Source organism: Bacillus sp. FSL L8-0199 (assembly GCF_038005705.1).
Classification (GTDB): Bacteria; Bacillota; Bacilli; order Bacillales; family Bacillaceae_G; genus Bacillus_A; species Bacillus_A cereus.
In genome coordinates, this window is the sequence record NZ_JBBOTS010000005.1 from 70178 (window position 1) to 85456 (window position 15279).

Consider the following 15279-nt stretch of genomic DNA (forward strand, 5'->3'; position numbering starts at 1 on the left):
TTGGATACATGCCTGTTTCGGTTTCCAATAAAACCATCATCAGCAAGGTTATTACTCCTTGTACAGGAAGGCTCTTATTATGCAAGAGCCAATTTGCGTTCTTCTTCAGGAGTTACCACATTCTCAAAAGATACAGTACTGATGGATAAGGCTCTCTCTAGGAAGGGCCGAAGGCACTCTCTGTTTTTAACAATATGAATAAATTTGGGCTTTAAATGTGCTAGGGATCCTTCCTCGGCTAAAAAGATACGATCCTCATACTTAACTAAAATAGCAAAAGCGTTTTTATATGGACGTATTCTAAATAAAGCTTTATGTACATTGATACTCATAACGAATCTTCCTCTCTATTTGATATCACCAACAGAAGACGGAGTCGCCTTTAACTATTAAAAAGAACGTACAGCTTATAGATTAGAAGACAATATCAAATAACAATAAGAGGTATATAAAAAAGGAGAAAAGGACAAGATGTTGATAGTAATCTAGTATAAAAAAGTGTTCTGTAATCTATGAAAATAACCGAACACTTTGTGAACATTTTGTGACAAATTTTAAGTAAGGTAGATTTTCCCCAAGTTTGAACGGTCTATAATATATATGAGAGGTGTATTCTTACAGTGAACAGATAATGGAAGATTTCACCTTACATACAAATGCATGTTCACAAATTTGGAATATATTTTCCAAAAACAAAAATAATCCTGTTCCAAATTTGCAAACTGACATGTAGCACTGAAAGATTACATCTGGTGGCTTGGCGGTGTAAATGTGCATGTTGAACATGACATATTCACTATGTGCACCTAGCATGTAGATTGCTGATAATATGGAGAGAGCACGATGGGAGAAGTCTGCTCTTTTTTAGCAGGCAAAAATCCGCCAGACAAAACCCTTTTAAAACCCTCTATACATTTAGGGGAAGTAGTTATAGGTAGGAAACCAAAAGTCTGATAAGAAGCATCATATGTAAGTAGGCTATCTAATTCTAAATAACCTATACATAATGAGGTGAAAGAAAGTATTCTACATAAACATGTAACAGTTACATAAGTCATACTTCTGCATGATAGAGATAAACACTTGGAGAGCATACGCATGTGCAGGGCACATCGTTGCGCCACGGCCGAAGGCTACCCCAAAAGTATTCATAACTTATATAAACTATTATTCAATTAAATATAAAACATTTCCATAAAATATCGTTTATATTTAACATTTTCATAAGAAATAGGAAGTATAAACAAGTAAAACAGAAAAAATAAGAGGAAGAATGAACATAATCATCACTCTTCCTCTTACATCAAGTTATTCCGTTTTAAATGCAGGCGTAAAATCTTTAATAACATCTTCATCTACATTTGCTGCTTTTAACTGCTTTATTAAGAAATTGAAAACTGTTTCTGCATTCTTAATCGCTTCTAAAGCATCCTCTTCTAAAAGTTCTTCAAAGAAAGGATAACGCACATTGGTAGCATAATCATCAAGATCAACGCACTCTTTTACAAGCTCATTAAACTCAGGATTGTATTCAGCACATATCTTATTTAGCTTTAACAGGTTATGTGTTTTCTGTACATTCCCACCACTAAAAGCGATATATCCTTTTAACAACTTCTCTGCACATTGCTGACAATGATAGCAGATAATAGCTGATGGAAATGGCTTCATATTTGTTAGGAAGTTTGCTGAATCCAAGTCAGACTTTGCAATAGTAAACCATTCTTTAGTATCTTCAATGTTTCTCATATAGGATTTTCCCTTCTTCTGCAATTTTATATTCCATAGTGACATTTCTAGCGGCACGTTCATTAAACTCATCTGGACCATAAACAAGTAAGTCCACAGGTGTATCTAGAATGTCATAAAGATTGTATTTAATATTCTTAGATACTTCTCTTTTACGCTTACCAACTCCATCAACCACTACACATAAATCAAAATCACTATCTGGTGATGGGGTGCCATAAGCATGGCTGCCAAATAAAATAATCTTTCTAACATCGGAGTTAGATTCACGTATTTTGCCTACTAATTGATCTAATTCTTGCTTTACATTTTCGTTCATTTGTAACACTCCTTATAGTGAGTTATCTAGTTACATTTATTATACATACAAACGCAATATCCTTGCTAATTAAAAGATATTCAACAAAAAATAAAGAAAGAGGGCAAAAGCCCCCTTAATTATTGTACATACGGAGTAATTTCAGTAGCACTATATTCTAATGAACCGTTATTGACTTTAAGGTCATCACATTTTACAATGAACTTATCACAACCTGTGTATGGATAAACCTTATCAGCATATAAATGTCCGATAAGTTGTTTACCAACGTAAAGATGATGAAGTACATTTCCAGTGAATTCATCTTCTTTAACCCATACACTCAACACTTTAGCATTTTGGACGATGCTTAAAGTATTTGGATTACTATCAACAAGCTTTGCACGGCTTGTGATAGGCTTTCTTGACACTTCTCTTGCTGTAACAAGGGGAGTGTTTTTATTTTCAACAGCAAACACAGCAGCCAATAATTGATTTGTTGCACCAGTCCATGGGAATGTTAATCCACGAGTTGGATCATAGCCATGCTTCTGATTCGTTTTAATCTTTTCAGATTGTGTGTAAGTTACAAAGTAAGCAAAGTAACCAATTACTTCAGGAGAAAGATTTAATTCACTTTCCAATGCAGTCATCTTCTCATTAGAGATGTCAGCAGCTGAAGCTAATGCTTCTTTTAGTTGTGCATCATAATCATTAGTTAATTTAACACGTTCAACAGGAGTAGTGTTCATTAACTCTAGTTGATTCATTTGTGCTTCATAACGAGAGAATGCTTCAGAAAGAGATGAACCATATTCTTTCTTAATCGCACGAACATTAGAAGTTACAGCATAATGAAGTGTTGAACCTTGCTCAGGTAATTGAATATGTTTAGCAAAGTCTCCTAACAAGTTATTTCCTCCTTCCAATACATCAATTGATTTAAATTCTTTAACAATCTTCTCTTCAAATTCAGATACAACTGCATCACGAATACGAGAGATAACAGAACCAGTATTTACACCTTTCTTACCAGAACGAGCAGACATCCACTCAGGAGTTAACCACATAGTGTTACCAAGTTTATTAACAACTTGTTCACCAGTCTCTGGATCACGAACAGATGCAAAGTAAGGAACATTAGATTCCCATGATAAATCAACATGAGCTTCATATGCACCACCATGTTTTGGACGGTCAATTTCCCATCCTTGTAATAGACGGATTAAACGAACTAAATGCTTCATGTATGAAATATGAGATTTCATATTAGCAATATCTTCATCACTTAATGCACGACCAGTAATGAAATCAACACGTTCTTGAATCATGTATGTGCAAGAACGAACAGCATCTAATAACTTAGTTGCATAGTTTGTCATGATACCAATACGGTTTTGCTCTAAAGTACGAGTCATATAACGTTTAGATAAGTCATGTAAGCCACGAGAAAGCTTCTTGTTATTCCATTGTTCTTTAGTAAACTCAACAGAATAACCTTTTTGTGATACATAATCTTTACCTTCAACAAGACCAAAGTCAGCTAAAGAAGGAGCAACAACAGCATCACCTTTGAATGGGCAACCTTCGATGAATTCAATAGAACCGTCTTCATGTTTACGATAAGAAATATCTAATGTAGCAGGGTCATCTTTACGTTTCGCAACAGCATCAACAATGAACTTCTCTAAAATTAACATAGATTTATCACCATCAAAGTCTGCACCACCTTGTTTAAATGCAAGGAAATCATGCGCAGAATAAATGATTAAGTTATTGAATGCAGTTGGATATTTCTTACGAGCCATCACATATGCTTTATCAACATAAGTTGTAGCAAATGCAGTCTCTCCATCATCAATCTTCGGATTACGATCCATTACAACATCTTGGCCATCCATAAGATACTTGTCTTCACCATCTACACATACTACTTTATTTGCAGGAATACCAAACTGTTTAGGAATGATAACATCTCCATCTTTATCACGATATTTGTTAAAGTTACCGTTAGCAAAAGCACGGTCAACAGCTTTCTTAGTTTTCAAGATAGCATATGGATCATGAGTCATGAAGCGGTATGCTCCTAATACAGGAATAGAACCATAAGCCCATTGACGAATCATATTCTCAATAATATCTTTTGCATAAGACTTCATTACTGGGTCTTTCATAGTAAATTGACCAGCATATAAGAAGTTAGCAAAACGAGAAGATAATGTATTCTTAATAAACTTTTGGTCAGCTTCATCTAATTCTTCAACAGATGATGTCATATCATTGTATTGCTCTAATGAACCAAGACCAAGGTATTCATACATCGCTTTTGGATTGTTATATAATTCAATAGCTTTAGACATATGTTGTTTAGCAGACTCAACAAATGGAGCAGCTGAAATAGGTAAAGAGTTAGTGAACTGATAAGGCATTAATGTAAATTTCTTACCTTTAGATGCTGATTTGTTAAATAAGCACACACGGAACTCAATATCTTTACGAGCTTCAACAGATTGACGGTAATCACCTTTAATAGCTGATTTAAATGCTAAAACATCTACATCAAACATATCTTTTAAACCTGGAACAAATACAGCAAGTCCTTTACCAAATGGAGTAATACGAACTTGTACAGCAGAGCAATCTACACCAAACTCAGCAGTTAATGACTTCCATACAGTTGCATCATAGAATACAGCACCATCACCTGCACAAAGTTTAAGAGCATGCTCCATTGCATCGAAAGTATCAAAACCAGTAATCATTTCATGACCAGTTTCATCTTTATCGATACGAGCAGCGTAATACTTACCAGTTTGAACAGTAGTATAAATATCTTCAGTTACTAGCATTGTGTGAGTACCACCTTTAAGGATGTAATCACCATTCTTCACCATCTTGCCATTTACATTGAATGCTACTTCTTCAACTTCAGAACCAATCTTAATAGTTTCAGACTTGATAGAAGTAGAACCGGAAAGACCGAAACGTTTGATAGCTTTAGAAGAATCAACTTTAAAGTTACCATCTTTCGTCATAGAACCATAAGCAGTAAACTCATGACCAAGACGTTGTAATGCTTCAACAGCATCCATTTCAACAGCAAATGTTGCTTGCAAAGTACGCTCTTGAGAAGGAGAACGATAGAATACTTCAGACTGAACATATTTACCTTCATGCTTAAAGACAATACCTTCTTCCATAGCAATCTTCTGAATTGTAACTTGTTCTTCAGTTAAACTAGTTTCGTTTTCTTTTACTTTCATATCGAAGTCAACGAACATAACGTTTAATAGATTACGAACAACTTTAGCACCCTCAGTATTAGGCTCGACAACTTTGAACTGTTTTAAACCATTCTCAACAACAGTTTTCACCCAAAGTGCACCTGCATTAAATTCCTCATTCATACGAACGATAAACTTATCAGTTACAGCAGATTGACTTTGTGGCTGAATCGTAGGATTAACTAATACACGTTTTACCATTTTCCCATCTACATTAACATCAACAATCTTAGTAGATGCTTCATCTAACACTACAGAATAAGATGCTACAGTATAACGAGTTGGGCGTTTTAATGAAGCCTTAACATTATACTTTTGAGCGAATTTCAGAACGACTGGCACAAAGATCGCTGGCACATGAAACTCTGGGTAATATGGAGTTGTCACAATATCACGTAAAGAATACCCAGCAGATACTAGGTTAAGAATTAAAGTAACTAATTGCTCATGGAAGCCTTCTTTCTTAAATGCAGATAAAGCAGAAGACATAGTATCAATTACATACTCTTTCTCAACTGCACGAACACGACGTTTCGTTACTACATTAGATGCAGAACCATAAGAAGGTAAGCGGTAGAAAGCAATAGCGTTTGTATCTTTACGAACACCAGCAATACCTTTCTTAGAAAGAACAGATACTAATTCAACCTTAGTAGTGTATTTAGAACGACCTTGTAGTTTGATAACACGAGCAATACCTTTTAATTGAGATACTTTCAGTTCTGATAAAGTAGCAACCTCGTAAGTTAATAGACCTTTGTTCATTTGAATTAAGTTAATGTTTTTCATGATTAATAATCTCCTTTTAAGTTAAATTTATTGTTTTTTAGTTTGATTGACATAGGCACATAGAGTTGTGCGGATAAACCATTTCCTATGAAAATAGGAAACATAAGATACAAAAGTACAAAATAAAAACCACATTCTTATGAAGTGGTAAATAGCAAATATAGTTTCATAGCGAGTGGGCAAGCCGAAAAGAAAACGTACTGAAACGGTTACCTATAAAATGTATAGAAAAAGAGATACCCTATTACTTCTTAATAACAGGTACATAGTAATACCCTTCATGCACCTTAGTAACAGAGACACCATTCTTATCTTCAAAGAAGCCATGCAACTTCCTAACATCTACAGAACCACCATTAGCCTTATTAATCTCTGTATGCACAGTAGTACCATTCGTAAAGAATACTTTCTTGTAAGACACTTCATCTTCAGATACACCTGTCGATAACATAAAGGCTGTAAATAAACCACCTACTATTACTACACTAGCTATACTTGTTCTCATGAATGATTTCACACTACGTCTAAACAATAATTCCTCTCTTCTCTTAGAAGACATTACTTCATTACGTGCAGATACTTCTTTCATTACTTTCTCTTGATTCCATTTCTCTAATACTGTTGTCATATGAATTCACCTTTTCCTAATTATTTTTGTTATTACACAGAACATACTTTTATTGAACATTTCTCATCACCATTCACATATACTGCTCATTAACTTTCCTAAGGTTAATCAGACACCATACATAAATCAGTGTGAGTTTACTTACTTACAAAGCTAGGGAAACATACCATAATCGCAAACAGTTACTTTACTAAACTTGTGCAAATGGACGTGCTAGTGTACCCTCTGAGAGGTCACAACAAGCTTTACATAAGCTAAGCAAGATTACCTAAGCTTTTGGTATTCTGCACCCGAACACAACTCTCTATGAAAGAGATAGGCATGTTAGAGTAAATTGATAGATATCACCTAGACATATACAAGGTGCACCAAGTGTAAGGATGATCCTATACAAGGTCTTTGTGTTCATCACCATCTAATACAGTGAAACCTTCTGGTCCACCGATTAAGTAGATAGTTACCTCTTGCTTATCTGTACCTTTGTTATCTATTACTGCATAGACATATCCTTTACCAGGGTAGCTTCCTAAGTATTTGCCTTGAGTTTTGATAGTTTCTAATGAGTGTTTCATAAGTAAATTCCTCCTAATATTGTTATTGTTCGTTTTTATTTCTAAATGAATCTAGTTACCTCCGGGTGGAAGTAGTAATGAATGCACGTAAACACGAATATTAACTTGAAGTTAGTACAATATAATTCGATTAATAGTCATCACCTCCTTAAAAGCTACTTATTATCCCCAGTAGCAAGGGAGTGCTTATATACAGTTACGTGGGTTGTCCACTAACCACATCCATGGCAATAACTGCATAACATTATGTTAGGTATTCCACACCTAGAGCATTTCGCATACTATGTCCTGTATGACCGGCACATGTTAAGTGCCTACGCCAATAGGCGTTACACCTAGAGGTAGGAGTGGTCTATGGTGCAATCCCAAATGAGCCACACCCACATTTGGCCCTTCGGGGGAGATTGCCTTATCACCCACACTTCACTCTTCCTGCGTTACGCATGGGTATATACACTTAGTTCTTAATACTCATCGTTATCATGAGATTCTTATTAAGCTCCAACTGTATATAGGTCACCACCATATCGATTAAGCTAAGATGACATTAGCGATGCTTGCGAATAGCGTGTAAGACATCACACCTGCTACCGCAGTCAGTAAGCTTGCTACTAATCCAGTACCTAGTACAATGACAGTACCAAGTGCTATATGTGCAGAAGCTAAGATAATACTAGATGGGATTAAGATTACCTTTGGTGCATTCAAGTTAGCAGACTTTAGCTCACTAGCACCTTTAAAGTAGATATATGTTGCATATGCAGCAGTACCTAGTAAGAACGCAGATACAGCACCTGGTGTAATAAGACCTGCTACATATGCAATAGCAGTACCAATAATAGCTTGCTTCCAGTTTCTCTTAACGAATGTCTTCACTTTAGAAGCAGCTGAAGAAGATAGATCCTTCACCTTTGAGAATGAAGACTTGAATGACATTACAAACTTGCTTGATACGATACGTTCTTTCACTTGAATTGCTTTCACTTTTACTTGAGTCATAGTAGACTCCTCCTTTTCGTTATTAGATTCAATAGTAGTGCTAGTAGGTTGAGCAGAAGAAAGAGTATTAAGATCCTTAGCTTTCTCTGAGATAGTGTTCATATCTAGTGAAGCATCAGGATTATCCATTACTTGTTGTACATTCTCTGCTACTGTTAATTGGTCTACTGGTTTCATTGTTACTTCCTCCTTAGTATTCATATACGCTTTTACTTTACTAGTTGTATTAGGCATATCAGCAGGTACTGACATACATTGCATACCTGACTCGTTAGTGTAATGTACTTCAACTCCTTCTTTAGCAGATGCAAGCACCATATGTAATTGATTGCTATCGCAATCCACATGCATGCACACAACATCAGATGCAGTTAGCTTATTAACTGCATACTTAATGTCCTTCTGCTTCATTTCTTTTGTAATGTTTAATCTGTTTGTCATTTGTAATGACCTCCTTATGTTTTGTTTGCTTGGGGTGATTGTATGGTGGCGATGCACTTCACAACCTCACACACCTTCAGCAGCCAAGCCCTGCTCTGAGGGGGTGGGGCGACAAACGTCACCTAGGCATGATATGACACCACCACGTACCCCTCGCAAATTTTTTATAGAAAACCCCCTATATAAGGCTTTCCCTAGGTTTGGTGCATCCTGAAAAATTTTTTACATATATTTTGGACACTACAGAAGTGTTCCCTATGTTATAATCACATTATTGAAATGCATTACATTATTAATAACTGTTAGGAGTTGTAGATATGTGTAATCAGTGTGAGGTATTAAAAGCGGAGAATTTATCATTAGAAGAGGTAAATAAAAAAATAAAAAAGAATGTCACGCATCTGCGAAACGAACTACATAGAGAGCGTAAGGCCAAGCAGAAGTTAATCGATAAAAATAAAAAGAAACAACATTACAAGAACGGAAAACGTGGATCACGCTTCAACGGATAACTGAAAGGGGATATAGAAATGAAATTTGATACATTAGAGTTAATAACACAAGCAGATATATTAGGTCTTGTAGTAAGCTTATTTCCAGACTTAGTAGAGGATCATGCAGTAGATAAGTGTAATGTCTACATTTCACACGAAGGGGAGGTATCTTACTTAGAATTATCTATGTATAACTTGCAAGATATTAATCCATCCAATTCTTTCTATGGTGAGCCTGTAACACGTAAAAGACTGCTAACACAAGAAGAATCGAACGAATTATATAGTCACATAAAAAACATGACAGACTTACCGGATATGATTAGAACATTCCATACAGAGTTAGTAGGGGATGAAAGGTCTTATGCATCTTTCAATATTGAATACTTCCCAACAAAGCAGGTAAAACAATGAGAGATTTATCTCTTGAATATTTAAAATTACATAGTAAAACAAATGTAGAGGAAACGTGCTCAATAGGTCAGTTTGTAGTACTGATGTATGGAGATGAAGGCTGCGTTCCTAATTTTTATAGATGCCGTAAAGAAGAAGCAAAAAAGATACTAGATTTGTATAAGGCAACAGGAGATGTTGTAATCTATGAGTTTGATTTGAAACTTGGGAAAAGTGTTAGAAAGAATATGAGTCCGAATAACGTCATGTTATACGAAGAGGTAAAACGATACAAGGCCAATAGACATTGAGTAGAAGGGGATACAAAATGGAGTTAATAAAGGACTATCTAAATAAAGTTGATAAGGTTCAGGGAATATATACACTTCGTGTAGATGAAAATGTAACGTATGAAATGATGAGTGAACTGATTAAAGCATGGGAAGGAATGGGCATGAAAGAACCATTACTTATTCTGCCATTTGCATTTGATATGAAGTTCCAAAAGCAGTATAGCTTTTATTTAGCAATGATGTTAGTGGGTACAAATAATAAGGTCACTCGTCATAAATGGGTAAGAGAGAATATAGCAAGTCGTCAAGGTGTACCGTATTTAGAAATGAGAAATAAAGAGCTAATGAAATGCCTTTCAGCTACAGAAGAGAAATTAGATAAAAACTACACAATAACGCATGAAGATATGCAAGCAGAAGACTGGATGATAGCACAATACACAAGGGAGAATGTTGTATGGAGTTAATTTCAAAATATCGTAAACTAACAGCAAATATAGAAAAAGAACAAAAGATACTAAGATTAGCAGGTTTAATTGAGAATTGGAACGCATTTCAAGAAGATGAAAGCTGGAGTGTTTCTGTTTTTGCTGGAAGATCATCTTGGAAGACATACAGTATAGCGTTAAAAGCTCTGCGGTCAAAACATGATTGTATGATATTTGTTCAGGGTAAAGGTAGTGCGAATGTGCTACACAGACACATGATGGAAATAAAGGAGAATAATCCTGGTATAGATTTTGTTCTTTCTTCAGAAGTAAGGTCAACACCTTATCATATAACACTTAATAATGGCCGAGAAATAAGGATAATTCCACTTAACGCTAATTCTATCCGTCGTTTCCAAAGTATCAGAGGATTGAGGTTTGCAAATTGCGATGTGATGTTTGATGAGTTTGATGACGGTGTGATGTTAGAAGAGTTCTTGCGTTGGCATGAAATACGACTTAGTGATGCTCATCAAATTATTTGTGTAGGATCTATTACTATGAGAGAAGACACCAAAGGGAAAGAATGGTTTAGCAAATCACAATCACAGTACGCAATAGATACACCTAATGTGGAGAGAATATTAGGAAGTAATGAATATTCCAACTCTAATCAGAAAGAATTATTCCCAAGTCTTTTTGTGAATGAATACATAGATAAACCAAAAGAAATAGCGCATTTTAAAGGATTTGCATCTTAGTTCAAGAAAAAGTATAGAAAAATATAAAAATGTATTGCAAGGCATTACAATGTGTAGTATATTTGTCTCAAGGGTGGTTCGTAACTTCGGTTGTGAACTTGATGTAATAACTAATCAACAACGGGTACTGCAATATATTCAACTTCTTCGCTTGAATCATATTTTTCAATTTTGGTGCATTTTTGCACCATTACACGGGCTTAGTGTAGTGGTAACACAGGGGCTTCCATGGGTGCTCCTATCGATGGTTCGAATCCATCAGCCTGTGCCATAAAATAACCGTATATAACGCTGAAATGACACCGTGAAATTATTTCGTGTCGTGGTTTTTGCACAAGGTTTTCCACGATTAATAAGATAAAAAAATCTTTTAACATGTATCGTCCCATAGCTCAGTTTGGTAGAGCGCCCGAAACATAAGTAGGGAGGTCACTGGTTCAAGTCCAGTTGGAGACGCCAATTATGGAGAGATATCCAAGTCAGGCTACAAGGAATCACTTTCTAGGTGAATGCGAAGGCACGTAGGTTCGAATCCTACTCTCTCCGCCAAATATCATTGCCCAATAGCTCAGAGGTAGAGCGGTCGGCTGTTAACCGGCTTGTCGTAGGTTCGATCCCTACTTGGGCAGCCATGGACCTTTAGCTCAGCTGGTCAGAGCAGATGGCTCATAACCGTCAGGTCGTAGGTTCGAAACCTACAAGGTCCACCACATGGTCGTGTAGCTGAAGAAGGATATAGCACTACTGTGGTTTACTGCAATTACTCACAGTAGAGGTTGCAAGTTCGAGTCTTGCCACGATCACCAGTCACTAGTAACTTCTTTGATCTTTTTCCGTAGCGTAGGGGGTTTGTCCCCCTCTACAGCATGCTCGGTGTAGCTTAATAAGTAGAGCAGGTGCAAGTATGCATCAATGGTGTTGGGGCGGTTCCAACCACCGAGCGACCAAGTACATAGAACAATTTTAGTAAGAATACACCTTCTTGGGGCCACACAGTACGGGATTTAGTTTTACCAATGGGAGGCAAACGTGTCCCTCCTTACCCTAAAAGATATGAAGTATTTTTTGCAACATCTCCTTTAGCTTCGTATCTTTTAGGGTGTGGAGTATCACACTCAATCCCTGCGCTTTATTGTAATTGTTTTAGACGGTCAAATCGTATATCAAGTTAAGCACTGTAAGAGCTGATAACACAGGAAAGAGCACTGGTTTATACCGGTGCTTTTTTTGTGGCTTTTTGTCTAAATAATAAGTACGAAATATATTGCCAGTTTGTCCAAAATGTAGTAATATTGTACACAGGAAAACAAATTGCACATTTGATACTTTTGTACACAATGTACACAAGAAAGTGCTGATGTGAAAAAAGACAATGTTCTGGAGGTTATAAAAATGAAAGCAGTAGCAAACAAGAAAGCAAAAGAGAAACAAACTACTTTAGTTGGTTTAGATGTAGGATTCGGTGCACTAAAATACATATCAAACGCACACCCATACTTAACAGCAATTCCTAGTGCAGTAGTTCCTGGAAAATATAAAACTTCTAATAAACTTGTTGGTTCAAAGGAAATTGACCCTGAAAATCTAGTAGTAGAAACAGAAGAAGGTACATTTACAGTTGGTCAATTAGCTCTAAAAGTTCCAAACACAACTACAAAACGTACAGTTGTAAGAGATAGAGCAAATGATGTATTCAGTAAAGTCTTATTCCAAACAGGATTAGGAATGGCTGTTCCTCATCAATCAGGCGAATATGATGTATTTCTAGTAACAGGGTTACCAAACAAAGACTTCGAACTATCAATTAAAGATAACTTAGAAGAGTTCTTAAATAAATCATTCACAATTAAATTCCCTGTAAACGGTGGAAATGAAATTGTAAAGAAAATAAATGTAGTTGGCTTAGAGATTATGCGTCAGCCAGAAGGTGCGGTTACTTATAACCAATTTACTTTCAGCCCTGAAGAGTTCTTAATGCCAAGTGAAAATGCGAAAAACTTCATCGGTATCATCGATTGCGGACACTTTACAACAGACTATTCATTATTCCGTGATGGCGTAATTATGGAGGATGCTATTACAAGTAACTCAACAGTTGCTGTAAACGATGTATATAAGCGTCTGCGTAAAGTTCTAACAATTAAGTTTGATAAATTAGGATACACTGAGTATCAAGCAGAAGAGGAAGACTTAGATAACGCTGTATTAACAGGAAAAGTAGAATACGTTGAAGAGCATGATGTTTCCAAAGAAGTAGAAGAATGTGTAAAAACAGTTGCGAAAATTATCGCTAAGGATATCTTAGATGCATGGGGCAACGAAACAAACCGTGTGCAAACAATCCTCCTTTCTGGTGGTGGGTCAGCATTATTCTCAGATGCATTGAAGCAAGAATTTGAAGACCGCAAGAAGCGTGGGTTCGAAGTACTTGATGTTGCACAATTCAGCAACGTATTAGGCTACTATATGTATGGTTGCATTGCTTTGACAGATGAAAAAGAACAAGGCGAAGTGTTTAGTGAGTTCGTGGTGCCCGTGTTTAGTTCAGACGAAGAGGTTGCGGAGACTGAATAATGGCAGCAGAAAAATTAGTTGCACGAATCAGAAAAGATGATCATATACTCCGTGAACACTTCGATAAGATTAAAACAAGCGACCATCCATACGAGATTAGAAGATTGCTAGAGAAAGCAATCAAAATGGAGAAAGAAGAGCAGGAATTAATTGAAAAAGCGAAAAAACAATTATAACTGGATGCTAAATAGCGTCCAGTTTTTTTATATGCTCTTGTATGCGAATGTAGATATATGAAGAAAATTAGTACAATTAGGATGTGGAGATACTGCACCACCTCACACAGGACCGTTTGGTATTGACAGGAGGATTGAGTTGAGTATCTCCTTTTTGTGTTATTTAAGTAAGGGAGGATTATTAGAGTGAGTGAAACAGGGCCAAAGACAGAAGTGGGATTACAAACAGTCTCTGAACATGCAGCTAATTTAGATCATTCATCATGGACATCAAATCCAGCAGCTGTTCAAGCTATTGAAATTGCAAAAAGATTAAGGCAAACCAAACACGGCATGTACGCAGCCATCCCTATTATATGCAAGGCAGAGCATTGCCCATATGCAGAGTCATGTGAATTACAGCAATTAGGAATGGCACCATATAAAGAAAAGTGTCCAATGGAGATTGCTGCAATAGAAGACTTATTTAATAGATATTGTACAGATATGAATATCAATCCACAGGATCCCAAGCAACAGGTTGATGCTCTTATGGTTAAGGAATTAGTAGATTTAGATGTATCTATGCTTCGTTGCGATAAGAAAATGGCTATAACTGCGGATTTTATTATAGAGAATGTAGTTGGTATGAATGCAGATAACGAAGCAATTACAAGGCAAGAACTTCATCCTGTTACAGAGTATAAGGATAAGTTGCGTGCTCAAAAATATAAAACTTTAAATCTGCTGAATTCCACAAGAAAAGACAAAGAAGGCTCTAAAGTTCATGTTGTACATGATCCGTCTGAACGTGCTGCTCAGATGTTGAAAATCCAAAAAGATATGAAAATATTAGATCAAAACGAAGAAGATGCAGAGCAAGCATATTATGACAAAATGAAGAGATTGGGTAACGATGCGCCAGTTATTGAAGTTGAGCCGATATTGCCAAATGAGTAGGAGGGGTGATAGCGAATGATACGTTTAAAACCATATAAATACTCTAAGTTAGACATCAAAGGAATAGGCAGTTCAGCTAAAAAAACAGGAGAAGGTTTAGTTAATTCTACCAAAAAGAATTTCAACTTGAAGGAGCCATTCTTTGAGAAGGCAGAGCATCGTGATGTCAACAACTTGTGGACAGGATATCAACTAGGCGGAAAAGGTAGAGCAGCAGCTACATTAGGTTTATTAGGAACCGGGGCTGTTATGGTTTCAAATCCAAGAGCTGTGCAAAGGCAGTATAACGAAACATTTAATCTACCAGAACAAGCAAAGGAACAGGATGTTGAATCACTGATTTCAACTAGAGGGGATTCGCAAGGGTATCAAGCGTATGGCGGTATGACGGGTAATCCTAATCTCCAAGCATCGGGAGACTTGGTGTTTGCTTTGCATAAATTAAGGCATGGAGGGTAATT

General features: G+C 36.3%; 16 protein-coding genes, 5 tRNA genes and 1 pseudogene. 15 read left to right on the plus strand and 7 right to left on the minus strand.

The features are described 5' to 3' along the window. Positions 1–77: 77 nt before the first annotated feature. The 7 genes from NST86_RS33655 to NST86_RS33685 all read right to left on the minus strand — a co-directional run bounded on the left by NST86_RS33655 (position 78) and on the right by NST86_RS33685 (position 8760). Positions 78–332: a hypothetical protein gene (locus NST86_RS33655; protein WP_098205401.1), complete on the minus strand. Its 255-nt coding sequence runs from the start codon at positions 330–332 to the stop codon at positions 78–80. 976 nt (positions 333–1308) lie between these two features. After that, positions 1309–1749 carry a HEPN domain-containing protein gene (locus NST86_RS33660; RefSeq protein ID WP_340935572.1) on the minus strand — a complete coding sequence of 147 codons (441 nt, stop codon included), beginning with the start codon at positions 1747–1749 and terminating at the stop codon, positions 1309–1311. Further along, complete coding sequence (locus NST86_RS33665) at positions 1736–2068, minus strand: nucleotidyltransferase domain-containing protein (protein WP_098685633.1); 333 nt, start codon at positions 2066–2068, stop codon at positions 1736–1738. The genes NST86_RS33660 and NST86_RS33665 overlap by 14 nt, the downstream gene beginning before the upstream one ends. A 119-nt stretch (positions 2069–2187) precedes the next feature. Then, positions 2188–6120: a hypothetical protein gene (locus NST86_RS33670; RefSeq protein WP_340935573.1), complete on the minus strand. Its 3933-nt coding sequence runs from the start codon at positions 6118–6120 to the stop codon at positions 2188–2190. Between the two features lie 244 nt (positions 6121–6364). After that, positions 6365–6748 carry a hypothetical protein gene (locus NST86_RS33675; protein WP_098205190.1) on the minus strand — a complete coding sequence of 128 codons (384 nt, stop codon included), beginning with the start codon at positions 6746–6748 and terminating at the stop codon, positions 6365–6367. Positions 6749–7134: 386 nt separating this feature from the next. Continuing rightward, positions 7135–7320, minus strand: a complete 186-nt coding sequence (locus NST86_RS33680) for a hypothetical protein (RefSeq protein WP_072190606.1) — start codon at positions 7318–7320, stop codon at positions 7135–7137. Between the two features lie 531 nt (positions 7321–7851). After that, positions 7852–8760, minus strand: coding sequence for a hypothetical protein (locus NST86_RS33685; protein ID WP_340935577.1), 909 nt, complete (start codon positions 8758–8760; stop codon positions 7852–7854). 317 nt (positions 8761–9077) lie between these two features. Between NST86_RS33685 and NST86_RS33690 the strand changes: the two genes are divergently transcribed. The 15 genes and pseudogenes from NST86_RS33690 (at position 9078) to NST86_RS33760 (ending at position 15277) form a co-directional block, all read left to right on the plus strand. Beyond that, the gene (locus NST86_RS33690; RefSeq protein WP_098205192.1) at positions 9078–9272 is read left to right on the plus strand and encodes a hypothetical protein; all 195 of its coding nucleotides are present in this window, start codon (positions 9078–9080) and stop codon (positions 9270–9272) included. Positions 9273–9290: 18 nt separating this feature from the next. Next, positions 9291–9668, plus strand: coding sequence for a hypothetical protein (locus tag NST86_RS33695; RefSeq protein WP_340935579.1), 378 nt, complete (start codon positions 9291–9293; stop codon positions 9666–9668). Then, entirely contained in the window at positions 9665–9958 is a 294-nt protein-coding gene (locus NST86_RS33700) for a hypothetical protein (RefSeq protein WP_340935581.1), read from the plus strand. Before NST86_RS33695 ends, NST86_RS33700 begins: the two co-directional genes overlap by 4 nt. Before the next feature lie 17 nt (positions 9959–9975). Further along, positions 9976–10407, plus strand: a complete 432-nt coding sequence (locus tag NST86_RS33705) for a hypothetical protein (protein ID WP_340935582.1) — start codon at positions 9976–9978, stop codon at positions 10405–10407. Next, positions 10398–11129 (plus strand): hypothetical protein, encoded by a 732-nt coding sequence (locus NST86_RS33710; RefSeq protein WP_340935584.1) that lies wholly within the window; start codon positions 10398–10400, stop codon positions 11127–11129. Before NST86_RS33705 ends, NST86_RS33710 begins: the two co-directional genes overlap by 10 nt. 194 nt (positions 11130–11323) lie before the next feature. After that, positions 11324–11400, plus strand: a pseudogene (locus NST86_RS33715). 111 nt (positions 11401–11511) lie between these two features. Beyond that, positions 11512–11588: transfer RNA gene (locus NST86_RS33720), tRNA-OTHER, on the plus strand. A gap of 5 nt (positions 11589–11593) precedes the next feature. After that, positions 11594–11678: transfer RNA gene (locus tag NST86_RS33725), tRNA-OTHER, on the plus strand. A gap of 8 nt (positions 11679–11686) precedes the next feature. Next, positions 11687–11761 (plus strand) — tRNA-Asn (locus NST86_RS33730). A 1-nt stretch (position 11762) separates the two neighbouring features. Next, positions 11763–11839 (plus strand) — tRNA-Ile (locus NST86_RS33735). 3 nt (positions 11840–11842) lie between these two features. After that, positions 11843–11935, plus strand: a tRNA-OTHER gene (locus tag NST86_RS33740). A gap of 586 nt (positions 11936–12521) precedes the next feature. Then, a complete protein-coding gene (locus NST86_RS33745; RefSeq protein ID WP_340935586.1) occupies positions 12522–13703 on the plus strand; it encodes a ParM/StbA family protein in 1182 nt (393 codons plus the stop codon). Beyond that, positions 13703–13879 carry a hypothetical protein gene (locus tag NST86_RS33750; protein WP_176546203.1) on the plus strand — a complete coding sequence of 59 codons (177 nt, stop codon included), beginning with the start codon at positions 13703–13705 and terminating at the stop codon, positions 13877–13879. Before NST86_RS33745 ends, NST86_RS33750 begins: the two co-directional genes overlap by 1 nt. Positions 13880–14065: 186 nt before the next feature. Further along, positions 14066–14818, plus strand: coding sequence for a hypothetical protein (locus NST86_RS33755; protein ID WP_098205198.1), 753 nt, complete (start codon positions 14066–14068; stop codon positions 14816–14818). Between the two features lie 15 nt (positions 14819–14833). Then, a complete protein-coding gene (locus NST86_RS33760) occupies positions 14834–15277 on the plus strand; it encodes a hypothetical protein (RefSeq protein ID WP_098205199.1) in 444 nt (147 codons plus the stop codon). The last annotated feature ends 2 nt before the right edge of the window (positions 15278–15279 follow it).